General features: G+C 74.6%; 29 protein-coding genes and 1 riboswitch. Of the genes, 13 read left to right on the plus strand and 16 right to left on the minus strand.

Annotated elements, in window-relative coordinates:
• Positions 1-2 precede the first annotated feature (2 nt).
• Positions 3-254: a hypothetical protein gene (locus FXF50_RS01865; protein WP_013286617.1), complete on the plus strand. Its 252-nt coding sequence runs from the start codon at positions 3-5 to the stop codon at positions 252-254.
• A gap of 19 nt (positions 255-273) precedes the next feature.
• Here the strand turns inward: FXF50_RS01865 and FXF50_RS30190 are convergent, their stop codons facing one another.
• Positions 274-1377, minus strand: coding sequence for an RNA-guided endonuclease TnpB family protein (locus FXF50_RS30190; protein ID WP_187399474.1), 1104 nt, complete (start codon positions 1375-1377; stop codon positions 274-276).
• Positions 1378-1466: 89 nt separating this feature from the next.
• Between FXF50_RS30190 and FXF50_RS01875 the strand changes: the two genes are divergently transcribed.
• Positions 1467-3128 carry a ribulokinase gene (locus FXF50_RS01875; protein WP_222865966.1) on the plus strand — a complete coding sequence of 554 codons (1662 nt, stop codon included), beginning with the start codon at positions 1467-1469 and terminating at the stop codon, positions 3126-3128.
• Between the two features lie 180 nt (positions 3129-3308).
• On the opposite strand, the gene FXF50_RS01880 is transcribed toward FXF50_RS01875, so the two are convergent.
• Entirely contained in the window at positions 3309-4745 is a 1437-nt protein-coding gene (locus tag FXF50_RS01880) for a glycine hydroxymethyltransferase (protein WP_148425436.1), read from the minus strand.
• A gap of 18 nt (positions 4746-4763) precedes the next feature.
• A riboswitch (ZMP/ZTP riboswitch) is annotated at positions 4764-4853 on the minus strand.
• A gap of 139 nt (positions 4854-4992) precedes the next feature.
• Between FXF50_RS01880 and FXF50_RS01885 the strand changes: the two genes are divergently transcribed.
• Positions 4993-5172, plus strand: a complete 180-nt coding sequence (locus FXF50_RS01885; RefSeq protein ID WP_148425437.1) for a hypothetical protein — start codon at positions 4993-4995, stop codon at positions 5170-5172.
• 99 nt (positions 5173-5271) lie between these two features.
• Here the strand turns inward: FXF50_RS01885 and FXF50_RS01890 are convergent, their stop codons facing one another.
• From FXF50_RS01890 to FXF50_RS01905, 4 genes are all read right to left on the minus strand, one after another.
• Entirely contained in the window at positions 5272-5772 is a 501-nt protein-coding gene (locus tag FXF50_RS01890; RefSeq protein WP_091305905.1) for a hemerythrin domain-containing protein, read from the minus strand.
• A gap of 110 nt (positions 5773-5882) precedes the next feature.
• Positions 5883-7367, minus strand: coding sequence for a S8 family serine peptidase (locus tag FXF50_RS01895; RefSeq protein ID WP_148425438.1), 1485 nt, complete (start codon positions 7365-7367; stop codon positions 5883-5885).
• A 149-nt stretch (positions 7368-7516) separates the two neighbouring features.
• Entirely contained in the window at positions 7517-8380 is an 864-nt protein-coding gene (locus FXF50_RS01900) for an NAD(P)H-hydrate dehydratase (protein WP_148425439.1), read from the minus strand.
• The gene (locus tag FXF50_RS01905) at positions 8364-9095 is read right to left on the minus strand and encodes a histidine phosphatase family protein (RefSeq protein WP_148425440.1); all 732 of its coding nucleotides are present in this window, start codon (positions 9093-9095) and stop codon (positions 8364-8366) included. The genes FXF50_RS01900 and FXF50_RS01905 overlap by 17 nt, the downstream gene beginning before the upstream one ends.
• A gap of 146 nt (positions 9096-9241) precedes the next feature.
• Between FXF50_RS01905 and FXF50_RS01910 the strand changes: the two genes are divergently transcribed.
• The 3 genes from FXF50_RS01910 (at position 9242) to FXF50_RS01920 (ending at position 10964) form a co-directional block, all read left to right on the plus strand.
• Positions 9242-9472, plus strand: a complete 231-nt coding sequence (locus FXF50_RS01910; protein ID WP_148425691.1) for a hypothetical protein — start codon at positions 9242-9244, stop codon at positions 9470-9472.
• A 143-nt stretch (positions 9473-9615) separates the two neighbouring features.
• A complete protein-coding gene (locus FXF50_RS01915; RefSeq protein ID WP_148425441.1) occupies positions 9616-9945 on the plus strand; it encodes a hypothetical protein in 330 nt (109 codons plus the stop codon).
• Between the two features lie 35 nt (positions 9946-9980).
• Positions 9981-10964 (plus strand): DNA polymerase domain-containing protein, encoded by a 984-nt coding sequence (locus FXF50_RS01920; RefSeq protein ID WP_148425442.1) that lies wholly within the window; start codon positions 9981-9983, stop codon positions 10962-10964.
• Positions 10965-10968: 4 nt separating this feature from the next.
• Here the strand turns inward: FXF50_RS01920 and FXF50_RS01925 are convergent, their stop codons facing one another.
• On the minus strand, positions 10969-11475 hold the full coding sequence (locus tag FXF50_RS01925) for an Lrp/AsnC family transcriptional regulator (protein WP_148425443.1): 507 nt from the start codon (positions 11473-11475) through the stop codon (positions 10969-10971).
• A 72-nt stretch (positions 11476-11547) separates the two neighbouring features.
• Here FXF50_RS01925 and pdhA point away from each other — a divergent pair, with 72 nt between their 5' ends.
• The 5 genes from pdhA (at position 11548) to FXF50_RS01950 (ending at position 18511) form a co-directional block, all read left to right on the plus strand.
• On the plus strand, positions 11548-12753 hold the full coding sequence (gene pdhA / locus FXF50_RS01930; RefSeq protein WP_148425692.1) for a pyruvate dehydrogenase (acetyl-transferring) E1 component subunit alpha: 1206 nt from the start codon (positions 11548-11550) through the stop codon (positions 12751-12753).
• Complete coding sequence (locus tag FXF50_RS01935) at positions 12753-13757, plus strand: alpha-ketoacid dehydrogenase subunit beta (RefSeq protein WP_148425444.1); 1005 nt, start codon at positions 12753-12755, stop codon at positions 13755-13757. Before pdhA ends, FXF50_RS01935 begins: the two co-directional genes overlap by 1 nt.
• A gap of 110 nt (positions 13758-13867) precedes the next feature.
• Positions 13868-15259: a dihydrolipoamide acetyltransferase family protein gene (locus tag FXF50_RS01940; RefSeq protein WP_148425693.1), complete on the plus strand. Its 1392-nt coding sequence runs from the start codon at positions 13868-13870 to the stop codon at positions 15257-15259.
• 99 nt (positions 15260-15358) lie between these two features.
• Positions 15359-17038 (plus strand): right-handed parallel beta-helix repeat-containing protein, encoded by a 1680-nt coding sequence (locus FXF50_RS01945; RefSeq protein ID WP_148425445.1) that lies wholly within the window; start codon positions 15359-15361, stop codon positions 17036-17038.
• 198 nt (positions 17039-17236) lie between these two features.
• Positions 17237-18511, plus strand: coding sequence for an Ig-like domain-containing protein (locus tag FXF50_RS01950; protein WP_148425446.1), 1275 nt, complete (start codon positions 17237-17239; stop codon positions 18509-18511).
• 60 nt (positions 18512-18571) lie between these two features.
• Here the strand turns inward: FXF50_RS01950 and FXF50_RS01955 are convergent, their stop codons facing one another.
• On the minus strand, positions 18572-19591 hold the full coding sequence (locus FXF50_RS01955) for an SMP-30/gluconolactonase/LRE family protein (RefSeq protein WP_148425447.1): 1020 nt from the start codon (positions 19589-19591) through the stop codon (positions 18572-18574).
• 186 nt (positions 19592-19777) lie between these two features.
• On the opposite strand from FXF50_RS01955, the gene FXF50_RS01960 reads away from it, so the two are divergent.
• Entirely contained in the window at positions 19778-20143 is a 366-nt protein-coding gene (locus FXF50_RS01960; RefSeq protein ID WP_091305931.1) for an STAS domain-containing protein, read from the plus strand.
• A 91-nt stretch (positions 20144-20234) separates the two neighbouring features.
• Here the strand turns inward: FXF50_RS01960 and FXF50_RS01965 are convergent, their stop codons facing one another.
• Both FXF50_RS01965 and FXF50_RS01970 read right to left on the minus strand, forming a co-directional pair.
• Positions 20235-20603 carry an FKBP-type peptidyl-prolyl cis-trans isomerase gene (locus FXF50_RS01965; protein ID WP_091305934.1) on the minus strand — a complete coding sequence of 123 codons (369 nt, stop codon included), beginning with the start codon at positions 20601-20603 and terminating at the stop codon, positions 20235-20237.
• Between the two features lie 175 nt (positions 20604-20778).
• Entirely contained in the window at positions 20779-21345 is a 567-nt protein-coding gene (locus FXF50_RS01970; protein ID WP_148425448.1) for a DoxX family membrane protein, read from the minus strand.
• Positions 21346-21573: 228 nt separating this feature from the next.
• On the opposite strand from FXF50_RS01970, the gene FXF50_RS01975 reads away from it, so the two are divergent.
• A complete protein-coding gene (locus FXF50_RS01975) occupies positions 21574-22272 on the plus strand; it encodes a CBS domain-containing protein (RefSeq protein ID WP_148425449.1) in 699 nt (232 codons plus the stop codon).
• Between the two features lie 13 nt (positions 22273-22285).
• On the opposite strand, the gene FXF50_RS01980 is transcribed toward FXF50_RS01975, so the two are convergent.
• From FXF50_RS01980 to FXF50_RS02005, 6 genes are all read right to left on the minus strand, one after another.
• The gene (locus FXF50_RS01980; protein ID WP_148425450.1) at positions 22286-23002 is read right to left on the minus strand and encodes a helical backbone metal receptor; all 717 of its coding nucleotides are present in this window, start codon (positions 23000-23002) and stop codon (positions 22286-22288) included.
• Positions 23003-23068: 66 nt separating this feature from the next.
• Entirely contained in the window at positions 23069-23620 is a 552-nt protein-coding gene (locus tag FXF50_RS01985; protein ID WP_148425451.1) for a hypothetical protein, read from the minus strand.
• Positions 23617-24135, minus strand: a complete 519-nt coding sequence (locus tag FXF50_RS01990) for a DUF6286 domain-containing protein (protein WP_148425452.1) — start codon at positions 24133-24135, stop codon at positions 23617-23619. Before FXF50_RS01990 ends, FXF50_RS01985 begins: the two co-directional genes overlap by 4 nt.
• 28 nt (positions 24136-24163) lie before the next feature.
• A complete protein-coding gene (locus FXF50_RS01995) occupies positions 24164-24616 on the minus strand; it encodes an Asp23/Gls24 family envelope stress response protein (protein ID WP_148425453.1) in 453 nt (150 codons plus the stop codon).
• Between the two features lie 11 nt (positions 24617-24627).
• Positions 24628-24816, minus strand: coding sequence for a hypothetical protein (locus tag FXF50_RS02000; RefSeq protein ID WP_148425454.1), 189 nt, complete (start codon positions 24814-24816; stop codon positions 24628-24630).
• A gap of 77 nt (positions 24817-24893) precedes the next feature.
• On the minus strand, positions 24894-25979 hold the full coding sequence (locus FXF50_RS02005; protein ID WP_148425455.1) for a DICT sensory domain-containing protein: 1086 nt from the start codon (positions 25977-25979) through the stop codon (positions 24894-24896).
• Between the last annotated feature and the right edge of the window lie 2 nt (positions 25980-25981).

A 25981-nucleotide genomic window follows, 5' to 3' on the forward strand; every position in this document is an offset into this window, starting at 1 on the left:
GGATGGTTGCCTGGGAGTACGCGTTGCTGGTCCGCCGCTATCAGGGGCAGGGCCGCAATTTCCACGTCTCGTTCGTCTGGTACGGCCCGGACGGGTCGCGCACCGACGTGACCGCGTACGGCGACACCGCGATCGCGCACCTCAACCGGGTGGGCCGGGAGGGCTGGGAGCTGGTCTCCGCCGCCGAGGACGTGAACAACGTGCAGGGCAGCACCGAGGTGCACCGCTACCACCTCAAGCGCCCCCTGCGCTGAGCGGCTAGTGCGGTGTCCACTAACGTTCGCCGGGTGTCCGGTGTTGGTTGTGGATCCTCGCTTTTTGGGCGAGCGACTCCCCACCGGGTGGTGGGGCGGGCCTCCGCGGGCCAACTGATCCTCGCGCCGCCCTGTTTGGGCGGCGGGGGTCACGTCGGGACTGGCCGGCACCGGGGAGGTGTCGGCCGGCTCGACGGTGCGTGATCACCCCGGGCACCCGGGCGGGTGTGGGGGTGGTGGTTCCGCCGCCCGGGGTGCGGGTGGCGATGGTGGCGGCCGCGACGAGGTCACGGTGCCCGGCAAACGCGCAGTGGGGGCAGGTCAGGGTCCGGCCGCGGGGTTTCGGTACCCGCCGCCGGCAGGCGGGGCAGGTCGAGGAGGTGCCGCGCTCGTCGACGAGGTGGACGGTGATGCCGGCCAGGACAGCTTTGTCGGTGAGGACCTGCAGGCACCGGCCGATCTGCCACTGCCGCAGCCGCAGGTTGTGCCGCCGCCCCGCGTCCAGGTCGAGCACCCCACGCGGGTCACCCACACGCAGCACACCGACCCGCTCGCGTACCGCCCAGGACACCACCTGGCGGGCGGCCTCGTGCTGGGCCTGACGCACCCGACGTCGGTGCCGGCCCTCGACCAGCCGCGCCCGACGCCGGTACTGACGCCACCGCCGTGACCCCTTCTGCCCCGGCTTCGGCGCCCGCCGCGCCACGGCACGGCGGCGAGCTTTGGTGTCCGCGAGGTGCATGCGGTGTTCGGCGCGGATCGCCCGCCCCGACACCAACAGCCCCGCACCGTCCGGGCCGGCCACCGCGTACGGGTGGATGATCCCCAGGTCCACCCCGGCCACCCTGGCACCCGTCGAATCCAACTCCCCGAACGTGCCCGGCCCCGACACGGACAACTCCCGACACAACTCCTGATAGCCCACCAGCGGCGCATCCCGGCGGCGGCGCCGCCACCCGTTGACCTCCAACACACACGCCCACACGTCACCGGCCGAACGCAACAGCCCGAAACACCGCCGCCGCTGCCCGGGCGTCACCCGCAACGCCACACGCGCGGTGCGATGCACCACCCGAGGCGCGGCAGGATCCCGACGACGAGGCACCACCACACCCAACACCACCAGTACGACAAAACCCTCCAGCAACCAACCCGGCGAACGTTTGTGGTCACGGCACTAGCCTGATCCTCTTAGGTGGGGGAGGAGCAGCGGTGGGCAGGTACGTCGTCGGGGTGGACTTCGGCACGCTCTCCGGGCGGGCCGTGGTGGTCGACGTGGCCGACGGCGCCGAGCGGGGCAGCGCGGTGCACGCGTACCGGCACGGGGTCGTCACGGAGCGGCTGCCCGGCGGGCCGGCGCTGCCGCCCGGCTGGGCGCTCCAGGACCCGGCCGACCACGTCGAGGTGCTGCGCACCGCCGTGCCCGCCGCCGTCCGCGCCGCCGGGATCGACCCGGCCGAGGTGGTCGGCGTGGGCCTCGACGCCACCTCCTGCACGGTGCTGCCCACCCGCGCCGACGGCACCCCGCTCGCCGAGCTGCCGGAGTTCCGGGACCGCCCGCACGCCTGGCCGAAGCTCTGGAAGCACCACTCGGCGCAGCGGCAGGCCGACCGGATCAACGCCCTGGCCGCCGAGCGCGGCGAGCCGTGGCTGGCCCGGTACGGCGGGCGGGTCTCCGCCGAGTGGCAGCTCGCCAAGGCCATGGAGGTGCTGGAGGAGGACCCGGAGGTCTTCCACCGCGCCGACCGCTGGGTCGAGACCGCAGACTGGCTGGTCCGGCTGCTGTGCGGCAATCCGACGCGGAATGCCTCCGCCGCCGGCTTCAAGGGGCTACGTCAGAACGGCCGCTACCCGGCCGCCGACTTCCTCGCCGCGCTGCACCCGGACCTGCCGGACCTGCTCGCGAAGATCGACGACGGGCCGTTGCTGCCGCCGGCCGCTCGCGCCGGCGGGCTCACCGCCGAGGCCGCTGGCTGGACCGGTCTGCCCGCCGGCATCGCCGTGGCCGCCGGAGCCATCGACGCGCACGTCACCGCGGCGGCGGCCCGATCGGTCGCGCCCGGCCGGATGCTCGCCGTCCTCGGCACCTCCACCTGCCTGATCATGAACGCGGAGACCTGCCACGAGGTGCCCGGCGTCTGCGGTGTCGTCGAGGGCGGCGTCACCGCCGGCCGGTGGGGTTACGAGGCCGGCCAGAGCGGCGTCGGCGACATCTTCGCCTGGTACGTCGACCGCGCCCTGCCCGCGTCGTACACGGCCGAGGCCGCCGGCCGCGGCATGCCCGTGCAGGACCTGCTCGACTCGCTCGCCGCCGACCAGCCGGTGGGCGGGCACGGGCTGCTCGCGCTGGACTGGCACAGCGGCAACCGGTCGGTGCTCATGGACCACGAGCTGAGCGGGGTGCTGATCGGGCTCACCCTCGCCACCCGGCCCGAGGAGATCTGGCGCGCCCTGCTGGAGGCGACCGCGTTCGGCGCCCGCACCGTCGTCGAGGCGTTCGAGGCCGCCGGCGTGCCCGTCGACGAACTCACCGCCGCCGGCGGGCTCACCGCCAACCGGCTGCTGCTGCGCATCTACGCCGACGTGCTGCGCCGCCCGCTGCACGTGCTCGACGCCGCCCACCCGGCGGCGCTGGGCGCGGCCATCCACGCGGCCGTGGCCGCCGGGGCGTACCCGGACGTGGAGAGCGCGTCGGCGGCCATGGGCGCGTCGCACCGGGAGACCTGGCACCCGGACCCGGCCCGCGCCGCGGCCTACGACGAGCTGTACGCCGACTACCGCACCCTGCACGACCACTTCGGCCGCGGCGGCACGAACATCCTCCACCGCCTACAGGCGCGCCGCCACCGCCCCGCCCCGCCGCGTCGATCATGAGTTGGCGTCTCTGGAAAGCGCGTTCCAGGACGGCAACTTCATGATCACCGCTGCGAGCCGGCGTGGAGCGGGCGCCGCGGGGCGCGTCGGCAGGGTGGGTGCCGGGGTTGGGTGTGGGCCGCCGGGGACGGGAACGCCCCGCGCGGCCGGGGGCCGGGCGGGGCGTCCAGGAGCGGGTGGTCAGCCGAGGTCGACGGACGGGTAGAGGGGGAAGCCGGCGAGCAGGTCGCTGGCCTGCTTGCTCACCGTCTCGGCCAGGGCCGGGTCGAGGACGTACTTGGCCTTGGACGGGGTGCCGTCGGCGTTCGCGCCCGGGGTGGTCTGGCTGAGCACGGTGTGCATCAGCTCGGCGGTGGTGTCCATCTCGCTGGCGCCGAGCCCACGGGTGGTCAGCGCGGGGGTGCCGATCCGGATGCCGGAGGTGTACCAGGCGCCGTTCGGGTCCTGCGGGACGGCGTTCCGGTTGGTCACGATGCCCGAGTCGAGCAGCGCCTGCTCGGCCTGGCGGCCGGTGAGGCCGTAGCCGGAGACGTCGATGAGCACCAGGTGGTTGTCGGTGCCGCCGGTGACCAGCTTCGCGCCCCGGCGCAGCAGCCCCTCGGCGAGGGCCTGGGCGTTGTCGACGATCCGCTGGGCGTAGCCGGCGAAGTCGGGGCGGCGGGCCTCGGCCAGGGCGACGGCCTTGGCGGCCATCACGTGCGGCAGCGGGCCGCCGAGCACCATGGGGCAGCCCCGGTCGACCTGGTCGGCCAGCTCCGGGCCGCAGAGCACCATGCCGCCGCGCGGGCCGCGCAGCGACTTGTGTGTGGTGGTGGTGACGATGTGCGCGTGCGGCACGGGGTCGAAGTCGCCGGTGAAGACCTTGCCGGCGACCAGGCCGGCGAAGTGCGCCATGTCGACCATGAAGGTGGCGCCGACGGAGTCGGCGATCTCCCGCATGATCCGGAAGTTCACCTTCCGGGGGTACGCGGAGTAGCCGGCGACCAGGATCAGCGGCTTGAACTCGCGGGCCGCCTCGGCGACCTTGTCGTAGTCGACCAGGCCGGTGGCCGGGTCGGTGCCGTAGCTGCGCTGGTCGAACATCTTGCCGGAGATGTTGGGCCGGAAGCCGTGGGTGAGGTGGCCGCCGGCGTCCAGCGACATGCCGAGCATCCGCTGGTTGCCCAGCTCGCGGCGCAGCGCGAACCAGTCGGCCTCGGTGAGGTCGTTGACCTGGCGTACCTGGGCCTTCTTGAGTGCCGGGGACTCGACCCGGTCGGCCAGGATCGCCCAGAAGGCGACCAGGTTGGCGTCGATGCCGGAGTGCGGCTGCACGTACGCGTGGGCCGCGCCGAACAGTTCCTTGGCGTGCTCGGCGGCGAGCGCCTCGACGGTGTCGACGTTCTGGCAGCCGGCGTAGAAGCGGCGGCCGATGGTGCCTTCCGCGTACTTGTCGCTGAACCAGTTGCCCATGGCCAGCAGGGTGGCCGGGGAGGCGTAGTTCTCGCTGGCGATGAGCTTGAGCGATTCGCGCTGGTCGGCCAGTTCGGCCCCGATGGCGTCCGCCACCCGCGGCTCGACGGCCCGGATCACCTCCAGCGCGCTGCGGAAGGCGGTGGATTCGGCGTTCAGCGACATGCGACCTCCTGGTGACGTGCGGAAGGCCCAGGCGCTCGGCATGCGTCCTCATGACGGGGCCGCTCCCCGATGGTTCTCCATCCCCACGCGCCAGTCACGGCCCGCGCCGATCCTACCGGGTGGGCCTCCGGCCGGCCGGGCGCACCTCCGCCGCGCGCCGGCCGGGTTGGGCCGTCCGGGGCTGGGCAAACCCGTCGGGTGGGGCGGGGCCACGCGGCCCACGCCCGGGGGAAGGGGAGGCACGAGGATGAGCACACCGACGAGCGGCAGTCCGCTCGCCGTGGTGATCGGCGCGTCCAGCGGCATCGGGTACGAGTTGGCCGCGCAGTTGACCGAGACCTGCGGCGCGACTACGGCCCGGAGGCGTACCCCGTCCGGGTGGAACTGGCCACGCCCGACGGGGTGGAGCAGCTGGCGGGGGCCGTGACGGAGCTGGGCCGGCCGGTCGACGCGCTGGCGCTCGACGCCGGCCGCGGCGCCGGCGGGACCCGGCCTGCGCCGGGTCCCGCCGTCACGTCGTGCCGGGTCAGGCGATGACCGCGTCCAGCGACTTCTTCAGCGCCTTCGGGGCGGCCGGGGTCTTCGGCGCCTTCGGGCGCAGGTCGATCATGCGCTGGCCGATCTCCTGGAGCTGGTTACGGCCGAGCGCCTCGCGCACCTTGGGGAACCACTCCTGCTCCTCCTCCTCGACGTGGTGCAGCACGTTCTCGATGAGCACCGTCGTCTTGGCGTTGAAGCGCTCGTCGTCCGCGTCCATGGTGAACAGCTCGAAGCAGAGCACGTCGGCGACGTGGTGCTCCTCGTACGACTCCAGGATGTCGTCCTCGACGTCGGGCACGAGCTTGCGGACCTCGGGGTACATCACCTCGTTCTCGAGGTAGGTGTGCACCGTCAGGGCCTCGAGGATCTGCTTCACCAGCTTCTGCCGCTCGCTCGCCGGGCCCTCCTCGGCGTCCTGGAAGGCCTTGAACAGGCGGCGCATCTCCTTGTGGTCCTCCTTGAGCAGGACGATCGCATCGGTGGACACCGGGGTACCTCCTAGAGTCGGTTGATGTGGCCCCCCTACCCCCGTCCCGACCAGGACAAACGAATGGGGCCCGGCGACACGTCGCCGGGCCCCACCGTTGGTGCTACCCCTTACTTCACCACGTTGTACGCGTCGACGATGCCGGCGCCGTAGAACCCGTTACGGGCCCCGCCGGAGCAGGTCGCGTCGTAGAAGTGCGCACCGTTCGGGTGCAGCGGCACCAGGTTGAAGACGCCCGCCGGGCAGGACTGCGCGACCGACGTGCCCTCCAGGAACGACGCCAGCTCGCCCGGGGTCATCCCCGGGTGCGCCGACAACGCCAGCGCCGCGACGCCGGTGGCGTGCGGGCCGGACATCGACGTGCCCTGCTTGTACCCCCACCCGTTGGTGCGGGTGGTGGTGTTGAAGGTCGTCGACAGGATCTGGTCCGCGCTGGTCGGGCTGGCGCCCCGCGTACGGATCCGGCTGTCGCCACCCGGCGCCGTCACGTCGATGACACCCTGGCCGTAGGAGGAGTAGTAGCTCTTCTCCCCGGTCGGGCCCACCGCACCGACAGTCACCACGCCCGGCGCCTCGGCCGGCAGGTCGAGGCAGGCGTTGGTGAGGTTCTCACGCTCCTCCGGCGTCCCGTTGTTCGGGCTGCCGGTGTCGGTGATCTTGTGCGCCAGGTCGTAGTTGGAGTTGCCCGCGGACGCCACGTTGAGCACGCCCTTGGACTGCGAGTAGCGGATGGCCCGCTGCACGGCCTGCCACACCGGACGCTGGCGCGGGTCGTTCTTGCAGTTCAGCTCCCACGGGTCGATGTAGTAGCTGTTGTTGGTCAGCTGCATCCCGTGGTCGGCGGCCCAGAGGAACCCGCAGACCGCGGCCTCCGGGAAGATGTAGCCGCCGTCGTTGACCACCTTGACGGCCGCGACCTTGACGCCCGGCGCGATGCCGGTCACGCCGACGCCGTTGACGGCGGCGGCGATCGTGCCGGCCACGTGGGTGCCGTGGTCGCTGGTGGTCGGGTTCCACGCCGCCTCGGTGGTGTCGGTGACACCGCCGATGCAGGACGTGCTCTTGTCCTTGGCGATCTGGGTCGCCAGGTCCGGGTGGGTGCTGGAGATGCCGCTGTCCAGCACGCCGACGACGACGTTCGAGCTACCGGTGGTGACCGCGTGGGCCTGCGGGACGTGGATCATGTTCATGTCCCACTGCTGGCCGTAGAGCGGCTCCGTGGTCGGGTCGCCGGTGGCGCTGGCGACGTCGGCCGCGGAGACCTCCACGGTCTCGCCCTCGTCGAGGGCGGTGCCCAGGCCGGCGGTGGACGCGACCGACTCGACGCCCGCCCCCGCCACCTGCGTGGCGAAGTCCGGGTTGGTCGAGCGGACGACGAGCACGCCGATCTGGTCGTAGGTGGCCACGACGGTGCCCTTGGCGGCCGCCACGCGGGCGGCGGCCTTGCTGGTGTTGGCGCCCTGCGGGGCGAGGACCAGATAGGAGGTGTCCGGTCCGGCGGCCGCTGCCGGTGCCAGCCCGCCGGTGAGGGCGAGGCCGACGCCGAGCGTCGCGGCGGACGCGGCGGCCAGTGTCTTGCGACGGAGGTTCTTCACACAGACTCCCAGGGGGGGCCGATCCGGCCGACCCCACTCCCTGGTGGGAAGCGGGCCGGCGGAAGACGAGCAGGTTGCTTGCCTTCGGTCAACCAGCGTAGGGAGCCGGGTGTGGTGTTACACACATCCGAACGGACGAACAACAACCGTCAGACGGTGGCCACCGTGTAGGGGATCTCGTCGAGCAGCTCGCGGGCCAGGAAGCCGATCCGGCCGTAGCGGGGGACCAGGCGTTGCCCGCTCACCGCGTGGGCGAACGCGGCCCAGCAGGCGGCCTGCGCCGGCTCGGCGCCCCGGGACAGCAGCCCCGCGAGCAGCCCGGCCCGCACGTCGCCGCTGCCCGAGGTGCCCAGCCCGGCGTCGCCGCTCTCCTCCCGCCAGGCCCGCCCCTCCGGGGTGGCGATGTGGCCGTAGAGGGAGACCACGGCGTCGTACCGGCGGGCCAGCTCGACCGCGTCGGCGTCGAGGTCGTCGCCGGGCTTCCGGCCGAGCAGGTGCCGGGCCTCGGTGAGGTTGGGGGTGAGGACCACCGGGCGCCCCGAGCCGACCAACAGGTCCGGCTCGTGGCTGAGCGCGCCGAGTGCGTACGCGTCGAGCACCAGCGAGGTCTCCGGGCCGGCCGCGTCGAGGACCACGTGCAGCAGCGCCCGGGTGGCGTCGATGTCCTTCAGGCCGGGGCCGAGCGCCACCACGTCCGCCTCGGCGACCAGGCCGCCGAGCAGGTCGCCCGGGTCCCCCTGGACCGCGCCGTCGGCGGTCTCCGGCAGCCCGACCACCAGCGCCTCGGGCACCTGGATGCTGAGCGCGGCGGCGGTGGACTCGGCGGCGGCCAGTTGCAGCACGCCGGCGCCGGCGCGCAGGGCGGCGACCCCGGCGAGCAGCACCGCGCCGGGGGTGAACCGGGACCCGCCGACCACCAGCACCGTGCCACGGGCCTCCTTGCCGCCGGTCGGCACCGGCAGCGCCCAGTCCCGCAGCAGCGCGGGGGTGATGACGTCAGACCGGCTCGGCATGGACCTCGTCCTCCCTGGTCGGCCGCGCTCCCTGCCGGTGCAGGTGAGCCACGTCGTTGAACACGTCCGGGGTCAGCCGGCCGGTGGCGTCGGCCGACCAGGCGGTGACCGAGCAGTTCGCGATCACATGCTCCCGGGTGAGCGCCATGAGCTCCGCCTCGGTGAGCCCCTCCACCAGGTATCGGAGCAGGAAGACCAGGGCGTCGTGGCCGAACAGCAGCACCCGGCCGCCGGCGTGGTCCCGGCGCAGGTCGCCGAGGAGGGCGCGCAGCCGCAGCGCCACGTCGGTCCAGGACTCGCCACCGGGCGGGCGGTAGTAGAACTTGCCGAGCCGGGCGCGGCGCGCCGCCTCCTCGGGATACCGCTGCCGCACACCGTGGCCGGTCAGCCCGTCGAGGATGCCCAGCTCCCGGTCGCGCAGCCGCTCGTCCCGGCTCGCCGGCACGCCGGTGCCGGCCAGCGCCAGCTCCGCGGTCCGCGCCGCCCGCAGGTACGGCGACACCACCGCCACGTCCGGCCGCCGCCCCTCGGGCAGGCCGGCCAGCCACCGGCCGGTCGCCCGGGCCTGCTCCTCGCCGGTGGGCGACAGCGGCACGTCCGCGTCCCGGTGGGTCAGGTCGATCAGCTCGGCGCCGGACGCCTCGGCCGCCGTGGCCGCGACGTTCGCCGTGCTCTCGCCGTGCCGGACGATCCACAGGGTTGCCAGTTCCGCCATGCGGCCTCCGGTACCCGGGCCGTCCGGCGGGTAACCGTGCGGTCGGCGGCGGTCCGTGGGGCCGGGCGGGCGTGAACGGCGGCCGGGTGGGTAAGCGCGGTCCGCTACGCGGAAGCCGACACAGGGGGAGGTGTGCCGTGGCGACGATGGTCCGACAGCCAGAAAGCCCGGTCAAGGACAAGAACTACGACCTGATCCACGCGGTGCAGATGTCACTTCAGCACGTCTGGCAGATGGAGATCTACATCGCCGACGCGGAGGACCGGGGCGACACCGAGCTCGCCAACTGGTTCCGCAAGATGCAGGAGAACAACCGCAAGGCCAGCGACCAGGGCAAGAAGATGCTCATGGACCGGCTCCAGAAGGAGAACGGCTGACCGTACGACCGGTGGCCGGGTGGGTGTGCGCCCACCCGGCCACCGGCGTGTCCGGAACCCGTCGGGGCGGCGCGGGGTGGCATCGACCGGGCAGAATGTCGTCGAGCGTACCGGGGCGGGCCCGGTTGCCGGGGAGGCGACGCATGGCGACGGTCATCAGGGGTCTGCGGGAGGCGCTGGTGCTCTTCCTCATCGCGGTCGTGACGATCGCGATCGCGGTGGGCGTCTGGGTCGCGCTCAGCGGCGGTGACTTCGTCCACCGGCTGGGCGTGGCGTTCATGGTGGTCGGCGCGGTGATCGGGATGACCGGCGACCTGACCCTGAGCCGGATCGGCATGCTGCCGGCCCGGTCCACCTTCGGCCTGGCCCCGGAGCGGGAGGACGGCGGCGGGGGGCGGGTGCTCACCGGCGTCGGCATCTTCCTCTTCGTCTCGGTGCCGCTGATCGTCGTCGGGGTCCTGCTCATCACCTGACGGGATCCCCGCGCCGGGACCGTTCGCGTCGTACGGTGTCAGGCGTGGCGACCACGGCGGCGGAGGAGATCCGGGTGGGGGAGCGGCTGGTCCGCGTCTCCAGCCCCGACAAGCCCTACTTCCCGGAGCGCGGACTGACCAAGCTGGACGTGGTCCGCTACTTCCTCGCCGTCGGCGACGGCATCCTGCGCGCGCTGCGCGACCGACCGACCATGCTGGAGCGCTGGCCGCGCGGCGTGTTCGAGGGCGCGAAGATCGCCACCCGGCAGACCAACAAGGGCGACGCGTTCTACCAGAAGCGGCTGCCGGCGGGCGCGCCCGAGTGGGTGCGCACCGCGCACATCACCTTCCCCAGCGGCCGGACCGCCGACGAGGTGGCCCCGAGCGAGCTGGCCGTGGTGATCTGGGCGGCCAACCTGGGCACCCTGCGCTTCCACCCGTGGCCGGTCTCGAAGGGCGACGTGGAGCGCCCCGACCAGCTCCGCATCGACCTGGACCCGATGCCCGGGGTGGACTTCGCCCAGGTGGTCCCGGTCGCCCACGAGGTGCGCGCGTTCCTCGACGAGCTGGGCCTGGTGGGCTACCCGAAGACCACCGGCGGGCGGGGCATCCACGTCTACCTGTCGATCGAGCCGCGGTGGAGCTTCGGCGACTGCCGGCGCGCGGTGCTGGCGCTGGGCCGGGAGATGGAGCGCCGGCTGCCCGACCTGGTGACCACCACGTGGTGGCGGGAGCAGCGGGACCGGCCGGTCTTCGTCGACTACAACCAGATGGCCCGCGACCACACCGTGACCTCGGCGTACTCGATCCGGCCCACCCCGCGGGCGCTGGTCTCCGCGCCGCTGGACTGGGCGGAGCTGGACGACGCGCGGCCGGAGGACTTCGACGTGCTCAGCCTGCCGGCCCGGTTCGCCGAGCGGGGCGACCCGCACGCCGGCCTGGACGAGCGCCGCTTCTCCCTGGAGCCGCTGCTGGAGCTGGCCGACCGCGAGGGGATCGAGGCCCCGCCCGAGCGGTAGGGCGTCACTGCCAGGGGCTCAGCGTCCCGTCGAACTCCTCGAAGACCAGCCAGGTCCGCGTCGACAGCACCCCGGCGATGCTCTGCACCCGGTCCAGCACCACGTCCCGCAGGGTGGCGTTGTCCGGCGCGCGGACCAGGGCCAGCACGTCGTGCTCGCCGCTGAGCAGCGCCGCGTGCTCGATGTAGCGCACCCGGGCCAGCTCGGCGGAGACCTCCCGCCAGGTGTTCTGCTCGATGGTCAGCGCGATGTACGCCGAGGTGCCCAGCCCGGCCGGCTCGGGCGCCACCTGGGCCCGGAACCCGGTGATCACCCCGTCGCGCAGCAGCCGCTCCACCCGGGCGTACGCGTTGGTGCGCGAGACGTGCACGCGTTCGGCCAGCGTACGGATGGAGAGCCGGGCGTCCTCGGTCAGTTCGCGCAGGATCCGCCGGTCGACCTCGTCGAGCGGCCCGGCCGAACGTCCCGTTCCGCCCGCCGTGCCCGGTGTGGTTCCGGTCTCCTGGCTCATGGAGCCCGCCTTCCCGTGCCGTTCGTCCCGCGTTCACGCCGGATGTTGAGTCAATCATCCGACAGCGGAAGCATAGGGCCACCACACGTCCAGGAGGTCCCCGCCGTGACGACCACACCCGAGGCGGTCCGCAGGGCATCCCCGCGCACCCGCCGGCCGGCCACCCCGGCCGCTCCCGACCCCTCCGAGGGCCTGCTGCCGGCCAGCGAGCCGGTCCGGCTGCTGAACCCGGACGGCGCCCCGCTGCCGGCCCGCGACGACTACCCGGAGCCGCCGGTCGAGGCCCTGCGCGAGATGTACCGCCGGATGGTCGTCGGCCGTCGCTTCGACGTCCAGGCCACCGCGCTGACCAAGCAGGGGCGGCTCGCCGTCTACCCGTCCTCGCGCGGCCAGGAGGCCTGCCAGGTCGGCGGCGTCCTGGCGTTGCGCGACACCGACTGGGTGTTTCCCACCTACCGCGAGTCGATGGCGCTGACCGCGCGCGGCATCGACCCCGTCGAGGTGCTCACCCTGCTCCGCGGCGACTGGCACTGCGGGTACGACCCGACGGAGGTGCACACCGCGCCGCAGTGCACCCCGCTGGCCACCCAGTGCGTGCACGCCGCCGGGCTGGCCTACGGCGAGTCGTACCAGGGGCGGGACACCGTGGCGCTGGCGTTCATCGGTGACGGCGCCACCAGCGAGGGCGACTTCCACGAGGGCGTCAACTTCGCCGCCGTGTTCAAGGCCCCGGTCGTCTACTTCGTGCAGAACAACAGGTACGCGATCAGCGTGCCGCTGTCCCGGCAGACCGCCGCGCCGAGCCTGGCCTACAAGGGCGTCGGCTACGGCGTGCCCAGCGAGCAGGTCGACGGCAACGACCCGGTGGCCGTGCTCGCCGTGCTGAACCGGGCCGTGGCGCACGCCCGCGCCGGCAAGGGCCCGTACCTGGTCGAGGCGCACACGTACCGGATGGAGCCGCACACCAACGCCGACGATCAGACCCGCTACCGGGACGCCGAGGAGGTCGAGGCGTGGCGGGACCGCGACCCGATCGCCCGGCTGGAGGCGTACCTGCGGAACCGCGGCGTGCTGGACGACGCCGCGGTCGCGGCGGTCGCCGAGGAGGCCGAGGCGTACGCCGCCGCGCTGCGCGACCGGATGAACGCCCAACCCGAAGTCGACCCGCTGAGCCTCTTCGACCACGTCTACGCCGAGCCGACCCCGCAACTGGTCGAGCAGCGCGAACAGGTCCGGGCCGAGCTGGCCGCGACCCGCGCCGAGGAGGGGGACGCCTGATGGCCACCATGACCATGGCGAAGGCGCTCAACGCCGCGCTCGCCGACGCGATGCTGGACGACGAGCGGGTGGTCGTCTTCGGCGAGGACGTCGGCCAGCTCGGCGGCGTCTTCCGGATCACCGACGGGCTCCAGGCCCGGTTCGGCGACAAGCGCTGCTTCGACACCCCGCTCGCGGAGGCCGGCATCGTCGGCTTCGCCGTCGGCCTGGCCATGTCCGGGCTGCGCCCGGTGGTCGAGATGCAGTTCGACGCGTTCGCGTACCCGGCGTTCGAGCAGATCGCCTCGCACGTGGCGAAGCTGCGCAACCGGACCCGGGGCGCGCTCAGCGTGCCGATCGTCATCCGGGTGCCGTACGCCGGCGGCATCGGCGGCGTGGAGCACCACTGCGACTCCTCCGAGGCGTACTACGCGCACACCCCCGGCCTCAAGGTGGTCACCCCGGCCACCGTCGAGGACGCGTACTCGCTGCTGCGCGAGGCGATCGACGACCCGGACCCGGTCGTGTTCATGGAGCCGAAGAAGCTCTACTTCGGAAGCGGCGAGGCGGACCTGCCGGCCCGGACCGCGCCGTTCGGCACGGCCGTCGTGCGCCGCGCCGGCACCGACGCCACCCTCGTCGCGTACGGGCCGGCGGTGCCGGTCGCGCTGGAGGCCGCCGAGGCCGCCCGCGAGGAGGGCTGGGACCTGGAGGTGGTCGACGTGCGCACCATCGTGCCGTTCGACGACGCCACCGTCGCGGCCTCGGTGCGGAAGACCGGCCGCTGCGTGGTGATCCAGGAGGCGCAGGGCTTCGCCGGGGTCGGCGCGGAGATCGCCGCCCGGGTGCAGGAGCGCTGCTTCCACGCGCTGCACGCCCCGGTGCTGCGGGTGTCCGGTCTGGACATCCCGTACCCGGCGCCGATGCTGGAGCACACCCACCTGCCCTCGGTGGACCGGGTGCTGGACACCGTGGCCCGGCTCCAGTGGGACGACCAGCCCGACGAGCGGTGGGTGGCGGCATGAGCGAACGCACCGAGCGAAGCGAGGGCCGTGAGGGCATGCCCGGCCGGCACGGCATGAGCGAACGCACCGAGCGAAGCGAGGGCCGTGAGGGCATGCCCGGCCGGCACGGCATGACGACCGCGACCGGGACCCGGGACTTCCTCCTGCCCGACCTGGGCGAGGGGCTGAGCGAGGCGGAGATCGTCGAGTGGCGGGTCGCCGTCGGCGACGTGGTCACCGTGGACCAGACCGTGGTGGAGGTGGAGACCGCCAAGGCCGTGGTCGACGTCCCCTGCCCGTACGCCGGCCGGGTCGTCGCCCTGCACGGCGCGGCGGGTGAGGTCCGCCCGGTCGGCCAGCCGCTGATCACGATCGCGCCCCTGGACGGCGACGGCGGCGACCCGCACGCCACCTACCGCGAGGAGGAGCGGGCCGGCTCCGGCAACGTCCTGATCGGGTACGGCACCGGCCACGGCGGCTCGGGCCGGCGGCGGCGCCGGCCGCGGCTGGCCCTCGCCCCGGAGCCCACGGCCGGGGCCGCGACGGCGGACCCGACTCCCGCCGCGACGGCGACGTCGGCCACCGGCGGAGCCGCCGGCCCGGCGGCCACCGGAGCGGACGGCGGGTCCCGGACGGCTCCGCTGGTCATCTCGCCGATCGTCCGGCGGCTGGCCCGGGAACGCGGCCTCGACCTGGCGGCCCTGCACGGCACCGGGCCGGGCGGGGTGATCCGCCGCGCCGACGTGGAGACCGCGTCGGCCGCGCCCGCGAAGCTCGCCGCCGTGCCGGACAGCCCGGCCCCGCACGTCGGGCTGGCCCCGACCGCGGACGGCGACGTGGTCATCCCGCTCACCGGCATCCGCAAGGCCATCGCCGACAAGCTCTCCCGCAGCCGGCGGGAGATCCCCGAGGTGACCATCTGGGTGGACGTCGACGCCACCGGGCTGCTGGCGACCCGGGCCGCGATCAACGCCGCCACTCCGGACGCGCCGGTCAGCATCCTGGCCCTGCTGGCCCGGATCTGCCTCAGCGGCCTGCGGAGGTACCCGCAGCTCAACGCCCACGTGGACACCGAGGGGCAGCGGATCGTCCAGTCGGCCGGGGTGCACCTGGGCATCGCCGCGCAGACCGACCGGGGCCTGGTCGTCCCGGTGCTGCGCGACGCCCAGCGGCTCACCACCCGGGAGCTGGCCGCCGCGCTCGCCGAGACCACGGCGGCCGCCCGCGCCGGCACCCTGCCCCCGGCGCGGCTGACCGGCGGCACCTTCACCCTCAACAACTACGGGGTGTTCGGGGTGGACGGCTCCACCCCGATCATCAACCACCCCGAGGCGGCGCTGCTCGGCGTCGGCCGGATCGTGGACAAGCCCTGGGTGGTCGACGGGCAGCTCGCCGTGCGCAAGGTGACCCAGCTCAGCCTCACCTTCGACCACCGGGTCTGCGACGGCGGCGTGGCCGGCGGCTTCCTGCGGCACGTGGCGGACTGCGTCGAGCAGCCCGCCCTGCTGGTGGCGAACGTCTGAGCCGTGTGCCCCGGCCGCCCTGGCGGCCGGGGGCCGCACCCCGGTTTCTCCGCCGCCGCACCGGGAAGACGAGCCCGGTCGCCGACGGGGAGGGGCCGGATGACGTATCCGCACATGTCCTCGGCCCGTGGGGTGCGCCCGCATCCGGTCGCCGGCGCGCCGCTGATGTGCGACGCGCGGGAGCACGGGCTGTCCGGGGACGGCACGACCAACGACCAACCGGCTCTCGCCGCGCTGGTGGACCGGCTGGGCGACGCGTACGCCGCCGACGGGCGGGCCCGGGTGATCTACTGCTCGCCCGGGGTGTACTCGATCCGGGACGCCGGCACGGTCTGGCGGACCGGCGTCTCGCTGGTCGGCGCCGGTCCCGGCGCCACCCGGTTCGTGCTCGGCAACCCCGGCAACCGGGCCGACCCGACCCCGCTGGCCTTCTACACTGCCGCCCTGCACGGCGCGGACCGGGACCGTCACCTCGCGTACTGCACCTTCGCCGACTTCGAGATCGACGGGTCCGGGGTGGCGATGGCCGAGTACAACCCGCTCGCCAAGGGGCTGGGCCTCCAGTACGTGGTCCGGGGAGTGTTCCGCAACCTCTACATCCACCACACGGCGGCGACCGGCCTGGGCTGCGACTTCCTCCAGGACTGCCTGATCGACGGGGTGCTGGTGGCCGGGTGCGGGCGGATGGACAACGGCACCGAGATGGGCGGCGCGGGGATCGGGATCGGGATCGGCGGCTGGGGCAGCGTCGAGCGGGTCAACGTGGTCAACTGCTCGGCGGTCGCCAACGCCACCAGCGGGATGTTCTTCGAGTTGCAGTTTCCGGGAGGGCTGCGCCCCCGGGGCATCCGGGTGGTCGGGTGTCACGCCGAGGGCAACCGGTTCGGGATCGCCGACTGGGGCGCCAACGGGCTCATCGTGTCGGCGTGCACCCTGACCGGGAACCTCGACGCGGGCTTCCAGGTCTCGGCGAAGGGCACCACCAGCACCGCCGGTCGCGGTGGCATCCTCACCGACTGCGTCATCGACGGGAACCTGCGCGACGGGGTCAGCATCGGCAACACCCCCGGGCCCTACACGATCCGCGGCAACCGGATCAGCGGCAACGGCCGGTACGGCTACCACCAGCGCAGCCTGGGCGGCCAGGAGCAGGGATGCGCCCGGGAGATCGTCATCGAGGGCAATGACTTCTACGGCAACAGCCTCGACGCCGTGCGCATCGACCGGCCCATTCGGGACGCCTTCATCAACGACAACCGGATCCGGGCGAACGGCCGGCAGTGCGGGCCTTCGACAGTGGGTAGCGGTGACTCGGTGCGGTACACCGCGAAGTCGGTGGTCGACCGCCGGGAGCGCTGGCTGCCCGACGCGCACCGGGGCAAGACGATCAGCGTCGGGAAGCGGGTCGCGGTGGTGGCGGCCAACGATGAAACAGAGTTGCACCTGGCCCCGGTCCGCCCGGACGGCTCCAGTGCCTGGAGCGGGGACACCCCGCCCCCGGGCAGTACCTATGTGAAGCCCGCGCCGCCGTCGACGCGAGCCGGCATCACCGTCAACGCCGCCCTGACGGCGGCCACGATCCGGGGCAACCGGATCTGGGACAGCCACGAGCCGGCCACCCAGACCCACGGCATCTGGATCACCGACCAGGGCAGCTGCGTCGACTGCCGGGTGCAGGACAACGACCTGGCCGGCAACGCGGAAGCGCCCGTCCGGTTGGACACGCCGCCGGTCGGTGGTGGCTGGGAGCGCAATCGCGGGGACGACGACCGGGGCTGAACCGGTCGTCCCGGCGCGTCGGGCGCAATCGGTCGCGGCCGTGACGCTCCCGCCCGTCGACGTCGCCAATTCGCATTTCTGTACGGCCGGCCCGAAATCGAAGTCGGCCGGCCAATGCAATTCCGCCGAATATGCCACGGCGTCCGGAGGGCCGTACAGAATGTGAGTCATGGGGGGAGTGGAAATGGGGTGCGGAATATGGACGTGAGGCGGCGAATGACGCTGCTGGCGGTGGCCGTCGCAGCCACACCGTTGGTGGTCGGCGGGTGCACCGCCGGCCAGCGGGAGGCCGTGAAGCCCGGCCACGGCAGGGCGGCCGCGCCGTCGGTGAACCTGACTCCGGTGGACCGGACGAAGAACGTGCCGGTCAGCGCCGAGGTGGGAACCACGGTCAGCGGCGGCAAGGTCACGGCGGTGAAGCTCACCGACGACAAGGGCCGGCCGGTGCCGGCGCAGCCACGGGAGGACGGGTCGGGCTGGGTGCCGGACCGCCCGTTGGAGAACTCGCGGACGTACACCGCGGAGGTCACCGCGACCGGCGATTCCGGTCGGACCACCACGCAGAAGACGACGTTCACCACGATGGCGAAATCCACCAAACCGACCGTCACCAGCGAGCTCTATTTCACCAGTAATCAGACGTACGGGACAGCGATGCCGGTGGTGGTCGCATTCGATCCGCCCATTCCGAAAGAGGCCAGAGCGGACGTGCAGCGCCGGTTGTTCGTGAAGACCGACCCGCCGCAGCCGGGCACCTGGTCCTGGATGTCGGACGGCAAGCAGGTCGAGTACCGGGCGCCCGACTTCTGGAAGTCCGGCACGAAGATCAGCGTCAGGAGCGCCCTGGCGGGGCTGCCGATCGGCAAGGACGCCATCGGCGACGCCGACCACAGTGCGACCGCCAAGGTCGGCCGGCAGGTCTCGCTCGAGATCGACAACGCCACCAAGCAGATGTCCGTCTTCCGGGAGGGCAAGCTGCTCCGCAAGGTGCCGGTGAGCCTCGGCAAGTCGAGCACGCCCACCTCCAGCGGCAAGATGGTGATCATGGAGAAGTTCGACCACACCATCTTCGACACCCGGGGTTCGGCCGATCCCTACGTGGTCGAGGTCGATGACGCCCAGCGGCTCACCTGGGGTGGTGAGTTCATCCACTCCGCCCCGTGGTCGGAGGGGGAGCAGGGCTTCACCAACACCTCACACGGCTGCACCAACGTCTCCGCCGCCGCCGCGGACTGGCTGATGGGCGTCACCCAGGTCGGCGACCTGGTGACGGTCAAGGGCACCGAGGTGACGCTTGACCAGGGCAACGGCTTCACGGCGTGGAACGTCGGCTGGGACGAGTTCGCCAAGGGCAGCGCGCTGCCCGTGCCGGCGGGGCTGAAGCCCACGCACAGCGCCACGCCGCACCCGGGCGCGGTGGCCGGCGGATCGGCGCCCGCCCCGGCCCCGTCCAAGAGCAACACCGGCGGCTGACCACGGGGGGAGGAACGGCCGGGGCCGGCCCGCGACCAACGCTGGCCGGCCCCGCGCCGTTCAGTCCAGGTCGACCCGGGCCACGCCCGTCGCGGTCAGGCTGCCCAGCCAGAGGCGCCGCCCGTGCTGCCGCACGCCGGTGACCATCGGGTACGCCCCGCTCGGGCCGTGCAGCGTGCGCAGCACCCGCCCGGCCCCGTCCACCAGCGCGACGAGGCCGTAGCGGCGGGGCTGCGGCTGCACGGCCCCCGGCAGCAGGGCGACGAGCTGGCGCACCCGGGGATGCGGCAGCAGCTTCTCCATGATCGGCAGCCGGGGGCTGGGCAGCGCGATCCAGTAGGTGCCGTCGCCCACCGCCGAGACGTTGTCCGGGTAGGCCGGCAGGTCGGCCAGCACGGTGGCCCGGCCGTCGGGGAGGTCCAGCCGGAGCAGCCGGTGGGTGGCCGTCTCGACCAGCATGAGGCCGGACTCGTCGGGGGTGAGCGCCACCCCGTTGGGGAAGTAGAGCCCGCTCGCCACCACCTCGGTGCGCCCGGTCCGCCGGTCGTACGCCAGCACCCGGCCGTTGGGCCGGTGCTCCAGCAGGTCCCGCTTCCAGTGCGAGAGCGGGAACCGGTCCGAGGAGTCGGTGAAGTAGATCGTGCCGTCCCGGGCCACCGCCGCGTTGTCGGCCAGGTGCACCGACGGCCCCGCGCCGGTCAGCTCGTGCACGGCCCCGTCCGGCGTGACCCGCAGCAACCCCCGGTACGCGTCGCAGACCACCAGCCCACCGTCGACCGGGTCCAGCTCGATGCCGAGCGGCCGGCCGCCGGTCTCGGCGAGCAGCGTGGGGCGGGAGCCGGCCGGGGCGTCCGCCGGCCACCACCAGAGCCGGCCGTCCTCGTCGCCGCTGAACACCCGGCCGTCCGGGTCGACGAGCACGTCCTCCGGGCCGTGCGCGCCGTCGGGCAGCGGCAGCAGGTCGGCCCGGTCCAGCCGGACGTCGGTGGGGGCCCACGGCCCCTCCAGGGGTGGCGGCACGGTGGCCGGCTCGCGGACCGGCCGGATCAGCAGGGGCGCTCGCGGGCGGGGGACGACCATCCGGCCATTCTTCCCCGCCGATGCCCCCGCCGGGAGTACCCGGCGGCGTGTCCCGGCGGCCGGTTCAGCTTCGGCGGGCGGCCTGCGGGATGACCCGGAGGCCGCTCAGGGTCCCACCCGGGACCTACCCGGAACCCCGTCGCGGGTGGGCCGGAACTGTCGGGGGTGGGGGATAGGTTCGGGGACATGGACAGCAGCGGCGACCGGTTCCACGTGGCGATGAGCGTGAGCGACCACGTGGTGGACCTGCGGGCGGTCGGCGAGATCGACATCGCGACCGTGGCGTCGTTCCGGGCCGCGCTCTGGTCCGCCCCGGCGCGGCCGGTGCTGCGGCTGGACCTGTCCGGGGTGCGGCTGCTCTCCGCCGCCGGGGTGCGCGCGCTGGTCGCCGCCCACCTGCGGGTCCGGGCCCGCGGCGGCGAGCTGGTGCTGGTCGATCCCGACCCGGTGGTCGCCCGGGTGCTGCGCGCCACCGGCCTGCACCGGGTGCTGCCGGTCCGCGAGTCGTCGTGCGGGTCGGCCCGGGAGCTGGTCGCCTGCGCGGCGGCCTGACCGGTCGGGCGCCACGCACGGGTCGTGACGGCCCGCCCGGCCCGGCACGGCCGCCGGCGTGCCGCCGACGGCCGTGCGCACGGTTCGCGGGTCAGCGCACGCCGACCAGGTCCACCACGAAGACCAGCGTCTCGTTCGGCTTGATCACGCCGCCGGCGCCCCGGGCGCCGTAGCCCAGGTGCGGCGGGATGGTCAGCCGGCGCCGGCCGCCGACCTTCATGCCGACCACGCCCTGGTCCCAGCCGGCGATGACCTGGCCGCCGCCGAGCGGGAACTCGAACGTGTCGCCCCGGTTCCACGACGCGTCGAACTCGCGGCCGGTCGAGTGGGCCACGCCCACGTAGTGCACAGTGGCCAGCTGGCCGGGGCGGGCCTCCGGGCCGTCGCCGACCGTGATGTCCTCGATGACGAGATCGGCGGGCGGCGCGCCCTCGATCGGGCCAACCTCGGGCTTCTCCATGAGCGGGTCTCCTCGGTGCTGACAGGTGCGGTCCCCGTCGATCCTGCCGGATCGCGGCCGGTTGATACGCGCCGGTCCCCGCCGCGGCGTGGCGGCGGGGACCGGTGGCGAGCACGAGAGTGGCGGGCGCCGCCTCTCGGTGACGCCCGCCCGGTGGGTACTGCCCGCGGTGACCTCACTTCAGCCAGGGCAGCCGCTGGACGACGGGGAGCTTCGCCCAGGCCCGGCCGAGGCCGAGGGTGTCACCGGCGTTGACCAGGGCCAGGCCGGCCAGCAGACCCGCGTAGATGAGGTGGTCGTCCATGAACGGGTTGTTCTCGGGGGGCAGCACGGCCGTCCACATCATGACCAGCAGGAGCGCGCCGGCGACCGCGGCGACCCGGGTGCCGATGCCGAGGATCAGGGCCACGCCGATGCCGAGCAGGCCGAGCATGAACAGCCAGTCCGCCCACGCCGCGCCGGCGATCTCGTTGTAGAACCCCTTGAACGGGCCGGCCGCGCCGAAGGTCAGGAACCCCTTGGTCGGGCTGCCACCGTTGATCCAGGCCGCCTTGGCCGCGGTCTCGTGCCCGAGGCCGAACATCTTGTCGAGGAAGGCCCAGAGGAACGTCCAGCCCAGCGCCATCCGCAGTCCGGCGAAGACGTACCGGGTGGCCTTCTGGCGGGTGGTCTCGGCGTCCCGGGTGGTCTCGGCCGCCGGAGCGATGGTGTTGGCGGTGATCCGCTCGATCGTCGCGGTCATGGTGTCCACGTCCCTTCCTGTGCCTCGCACCGCGCTTTTCCGGTGGCACATTCATTCCACCGCCGCGGGCGCTCCGGCAGCAGGGCCGACCGGTGCCCTCCTGACCGGGACCTTGGTCCCCTCCCGGCCCGGTCCGGTCGGCCCGCCGCGGCCTGCCCGCCGCCTCTGACCAGCGGCGCCGCCGGCGGCCTACCGTCGCCACAGGAGGGCCGGACAGAGGAGGCCGTGATGCGCACATGGCAGGTGGACGACGTGATGACCAGGGACGTCGCGACGGTGGGGGAGGAGACCCCGTACCGCCGGATCGTCGACGTGCTGATCCGGCGGGGCGTCAGCGGCGTGCCGGTGGTGGACTCGTTCCAGCGGGTGCTCGGGGTGGTCTCCGAGGCGGACCTGCTGCACAAGGTGGAGTGGGCCGGGCGCCCCGACGAGCGGCGGGTGTTCGAGGGGCGGCGTCGGCGCACCGCCCGGGAGAAGGCGGGCGCGCTGGTGGCCCGGGACCTGATGACCGCGCCGGCGGTGACCACCGACGCGCGGGCCACCCTGCCCGCGGCGGCCCGGCTCATGGACCAGGAGGCGGTCAAGCGGCTGCCGGTGCTGGACGACCTGGGCCGGCTGGTCGGCATCGTGACCCGCGGCGACCTGCTCCGGGTGCACCTGCGCACCGACGCGGAGATCCGCGAGGAGGTGGTGCGGGAGGTGCTGCGCCGGGTCCTCGCCGTCCGGGACGGCCTGGTCACCGTCCAGGTCCGCGCCGGCGAGGTCACCCTGGACGGACGGCTGGACCGGCGCAGCGCCGTCGAGCTGGCCGGCCGGCTCGCCGCGCAGGTGAGCGGCGTGGTCGCGGTGCACAACGCGATCGGGTACGACGTGGACGACACCACGCTCATGGAGCTGGACCCGGTGCACGCCACCCCGGTCGCCTGACCGGGCGACGGGCTCAGGCCGCCGCGGCGAGCTGGGCGGCGAGCAGCGCGGGAGCCTCGGCGAGCGACGGCCCGTACCAGGTGAGGTGCCGGCCGGAGACCAGCGCGGCCGGCACCCCGGGGAACGCCTCCGGCCCGTCGCCGGCGGTGAACCGGTACGGCTCGTCCGGCAGCACCACCAGCTCCGGCTCCCGGGCGCGCAACTCGTCGAGGCCGGGCCGGGGGTAGCGCTCCGGGTGGTCGGCGTACCGGTTGGTCACGCCGAGCCGGCGCAGCACGTCACCGGCGAAGGTGTCCCGGCCGAGCACCACCCAGGGGCGCCGCCACACCGGCACCACGGCCGCCCGCGGCGTGGCCGGCGCGGGCGGCGCCGCCCACGCGCGGCGGGCGGCCCGCAGCCAGTCCGGCTCGCCGGCCACGCCGAGCGCGCCGACCAGCTCGCCGAGCTGGGTCAGGGCCTCCGGCACGGTACGCGGAAAGGTGACCCGCACCGGCACGCCGGCCGCCCGCAGCGCCTCCGCGTCGGCGAGGCGGTTCTCCTCCTCGTTGAGCAGCACCAGGTCGGGCCGGAGCGCGCGCACCCGGTCCAGGTCCGGGTACTTGCTCCCGCCCACCCGGGCGACGTCCAGCCCCGCCGGGTGGGTGCACCAGTCGGTGGCGCCCACCAGCACCTCGGGGCGGGTCAGCGCCACCGCCTCGGTCAACGACGGCACCAGCGACACCACCCGCACGACCGCTCCCTCCCACGTCCCGGCCCATCGTCGCGCATCGACGGTCACCGGTTCGCGGGTCGGCGGTCAGCCGCTCGTCTCGTCCACCAGCACGGTCACGTCCAGGTGGGCGGGGCGGCAGCCGATCGTGGCGGCGAACCGGCGTACCGCGGCGTCGACGTGCGCGCGGGCGGCGTCGAGCCCGGCGGACGGACTCAGGCGCACCTCCACCCACACGTCCGGCCCGGTGACCGGGCCGGTCAGCACCACCCGGGCCCGGCGCACCCCGGGCGCCTGGAGCATGTCCCGTTCCAGCGCGCCGGTCAGCACCCCGCTCGCCACCCGGGTCCGGCCGGCCCCGTCGCCGGCGTGCGCGAGCGTGCCACCGAGCCGGTCGGGGACCCGCAGCCCGGCGGCGAGCATCCGCTGCCCGAGCAGGGCCAGCAGGACCCCGCCGACGGCCACCGCGAGGGCGCTCCACGGGGCGCCGGCCCGCCACCAGCTCAGCGGCCCGGCCGCGAGCACCGGCACGCCGCCGCCGGGCAGCCGGCCCGCCCCGACCGCCGACGCGGCGCCGCCCGCCGCCACCAGCAGCAGGGCGAGCACCGTCCAGAGCAGCCGGTGGGCGGCGTTGCTCACGGTGTCCGCCGGGCCGGGACGAGCCGCACCTCGATCGGGTCGCGGCGGGGCGCGGTCAACCGGTCCAGCTCCCGGCGCAGCGCGAACTCGACGTCGGCCCGGGCGGCCGGGTCGCCGGTGGCGGTCACCCGGGGACGCCAGGCGTTCCCGCGCCGGCGGACGCGTACCCGGGCCCGGCGGACGCTCGGCACCGACCGGACCGCCCGCGCCAGCCGCCGCTCCACCGAGCGGCGGTGCAGGTGCCAGCCGTCGTCGGCGGTGAGCCGCAGCCGGGCCGGCCGCCACCGGAGCAGCTCGGCGACCAGGAGCAGCAGGCCCAGCAGGGTGGCGGTGGCGGCGACCGTCCGCACCGGGGCGTCCCGCCAGCGGACGGCGCTCAGGGTGGCCGACCACCCGGCCGGCACGGGGCCCGGGCGGCCCAGCGCGGCGAGCAGCCCCGCGACGGCCACCAGCACCCCGCCGGCCAGCAGGGCCACGGCGAGCAGCAGGGTGGCGACCCGGTTCACGGTGCGCACGTCGCGCTCCGGTCGCCGTGCGGTGCGCTCACGTCGCCTCCCGCGCGTCCGTCCCGGGTCCCGGGCCTGGGGCGGGGTGGCGCCGCCCGGCCTCCGGGTGGTCCCCGCCGGCCGGCGAGGTCGCCTCGGCGGGCAGGCGCAGGCCCACCACCGTGACGGTGACCGCCTCGACGGTGAGCCCGGTGCACGCCTCGATCCGGGCGGCGACCCGGCGGCGGACCGCCCCGGCCACCGCGGTCAGCTCCGCGCCGTGCGCGGCCACGACGTCCAGGTCGACCCGGACGGCGCCGTCGTCGGCGCGGACCGTGGCGACCGGCTCGCTGACCGCCCCGGTACGCCGCGCCGCCTCCTCGGCGAGCCCGGCGATCCGCTCCTCCGACCAGGCCGGCCGGCCTTGGACGAGGCGGGCCGCGGACGCGCCGGAACGGTCGTGCGCCGGCGCGGGCGGGGCGGTGGCGCGGCGGGGCAGGATGCCGGTCATGGCGGACCGTCTCAGCGGCGCCGGGCGGCGGTGGCCCGGTCGGCGAGCCCGGGAACGGTGACGTCGCCGTCGCGCGCCCGGACCAGCAGCCAGCCGACCAGGCCGGCCACGGTGGCGGCGGCCGCCGCCCCGGCGCCGCCCAGCGCCCAGACCGCGACCACCAGGAACCCGGCGAGGAAGCCGAACTGCCCGCGCGTCATGCCCCCACCTCCGCTCCGCCGTGCTCGACCGGACCGGCGGGGCGTACCCGTTTCCGGGCGCGGCACTCCTCCGGCGGTCAGCCGGCCCCGGCCGGGACGGACGCGCGCTCCGAGGGCAGCGAGGCCACGGGCACGCCCTCCCGCACCGCCCACTCCACCGCCTGCCGCAGGTCGGCGACCGGCAGCGGCCGCCGGGCGGTCACCGTGACCGCCGCGTGCGCCGCGTACGCGACGAACGGGTACGAGTGGGCCAACCCGGCCACCGCCTCCCGGAGCCGGCCCACCACGGCGAGCGCCGCCGCCTCGTCCCGCCCGGGCAGGATCAGCTGGAACTCGTTGTCGGCGACGCGGACCGCCCGGTCGACCGGGCTCAGCACGCTGGTGACCGCCGCGAGGACGGCCTGGCCCTCCCGGGCCGCGCCGCGCCGGCCGAAGCGTTCCGGCGCGCCGGCCGGCTCGTCGACCCGGAGGCCGACCAGCGCCACCGGCAGGGTGCCCGAGGCGGTCACCCCGTCCACACCGGTCCACCGGCGCAGCCCCGCCTCGTCGAGCAGGACGTCCGCCGGTTCGACCGGACGTGCCCGCTCACCCCGCCGGGCCAGCAACCGCAGCGCGGCCTCGGCGCGGGACTCGCCCGGTGCGGCCGGGATGTCACGAACGCGTGCCACCGCCTCGTCCAGCCCGGCCCGCGCCGGCCCGGGCAGCCGCTCGGCGAGCAGTCGGGACAGCCGGATCACGTCGTGCAGCGCCTCGTCCCGGCGGAAACCCCAGCGCCCGTCGAAGAGGCGGCCGGCCTCCAGGGTGTCGGCCGGCGCCACCTCGGCCCGGTCGTACGCCACCAGGCTCGCCCCGAAGCGCGGCGTCAGCGCCACCACGCTCCACTCCCGGGCCAGCTCCTCGGCCTCCCCCAGCACCACCGGGTACACGCCGGCGGGCAGGTCCGGCGGCGGCCCGCCGACCATGCCCACCACGGTGACCGCGGCCCGGGCGGCGATCCGCCGGTAGACCGCCTGTTCGCGGGCGAAGTACGGCAGCCGCTGGAAGAGGGCGAACACGACAAGCGGCCCGTCCTCCGCCTCGGCCAGCGCGGCCCGTTCGATGGCGTGGGACACGGCGACGAGATGGCGTTTGGTCAGGCGCTCCGGGGTCCGTCCGCTGTGCACCG

Origin of the sequence: Micromonospora sp. AP08 (genome assembly GCF_008085935.1) — a bacterium.
In the GTDB taxonomy this organism is placed as follows: Bacteria; Actinomycetota; Actinomycetes; order Mycobacteriales; family Micromonosporaceae; genus Micromonospora; species Micromonospora chersina.

Excerpts from the sequence above, each read along its gene's own strand:
- FXF50_RS01915 (WP_148425441.1), top strand. The coding sequence starts at position 9,616 with ATGGCGACGGTCATCAGGGGTCTGCGGGAGGCGCTGGTGCTCTTCCTC.
- FXF50_RS01925 (WP_148425443.1), bottom strand. The coding sequence starts at position 11,475 with ATGAGCCAGGAGACCGGAACCACACCGGGCACGGCGGGCGGAACGGGA.
- FXF50_RS01960 (WP_091305931.1), top strand. The coding sequence starts at position 19,778 with ATGGACAGCAGCGGCGACCGGTTCCACGTGGCGATGAGCGTGAGCGAC.
- FXF50_RS01945 (WP_148425445.1), top strand. The coding sequence starts at position 15,359 with ATGACGTATCCGCACATGTCCTCGGCCCGTGGGGTGCGCCCGCATCCG.
- FXF50_RS01975 (WP_148425449.1), top strand. The coding sequence starts at position 21,574 with ATGCGCACATGGCAGGTGGACGACGTGATGACCAGGGACGTCGCGACG.
- FXF50_RS01865 (WP_013286617.1), top strand. The coding sequence starts at position 3 with ATGGTTGCCTGGGAGTACGCGTTGCTGGTCCGCCGCTATCAGGGGCAG.
- FXF50_RS02000 (WP_148425454.1), bottom strand. The coding sequence starts at position 24,816 with ATGACGCGCGGGCAGTTCGGCTTCCTCGCCGGGTTCCTGGTGGTCGCG.
- FXF50_RS01965 (WP_091305934.1), bottom strand. The coding sequence starts at position 20,603 with ATGGAGAAGCCCGAGGTTGGCCCGATCGAGGGCGCGCCGCCCGCCGAT.
- FXF50_RS01995 (WP_148425453.1), bottom strand. The coding sequence starts at position 24,616 with ATGACCGGCATCCTGCCCCGCCGCGCCACCGCCCCGCCCGCGCCGGCG.
- FXF50_RS01910 (WP_148425691.1), top strand. The coding sequence starts at position 9,242 with ATGGTCCGACAGCCAGAAAGCCCGGTCAAGGACAAGAACTACGACCTG.
- FXF50_RS01905 (WP_148425440.1), bottom strand. The coding sequence starts at position 9,095 with ATGGCGGAACTGGCAACCCTGTGGATCGTCCGGCACGGCGAGAGCACG.
- FXF50_RS01955 (WP_148425447.1), bottom strand. The coding sequence starts at position 19,591 with ATGGTCGTCCCCCGCCCGCGAGCGCCCCTGCTGATCCGGCCGGTCCGC.
- FXF50_RS01885 (WP_148425437.1), top strand. The coding sequence starts at position 4,993 with ATGAGCACACCGACGAGCGGCAGTCCGCTCGCCGTGGTGATCGGCGCG.
- FXF50_RS01900 (WP_148425439.1), bottom strand. The coding sequence starts at position 8,380 with ATGCCGAGCCGGTCTGACGTCATCACCCCCGCGCTGCTGCGGGACTGG.
- FXF50_RS01940 (WP_148425693.1), top strand. The coding sequence starts at position 13,868 with ATGACGACCGCGACCGGGACCCGGGACTTCCTCCTGCCCGACCTGGGC.
- FXF50_RS01950 (WP_148425446.1), top strand. The coding sequence starts at position 17,237 with ATGGACGTGAGGCGGCGAATGACGCTGCTGGCGGTGGCCGTCGCAGCC.
- FXF50_RS01880 (WP_148425436.1), bottom strand. The coding sequence starts at position 4,745 with ATGTCGCTGAACGCCGAATCCACCGCCTTCCGCAGCGCGCTGGAGGTG.
- FXF50_RS01935 (WP_148425444.1), top strand. The coding sequence starts at position 12,753 with ATGGCCACCATGACCATGGCGAAGGCGCTCAACGCCGCGCTCGCCGAC.
- FXF50_RS01970 (WP_148425448.1), bottom strand. The coding sequence starts at position 21,345 with ATGACCGCGACGATCGAGCGGATCACCGCCAACACCATCGCTCCGGCG.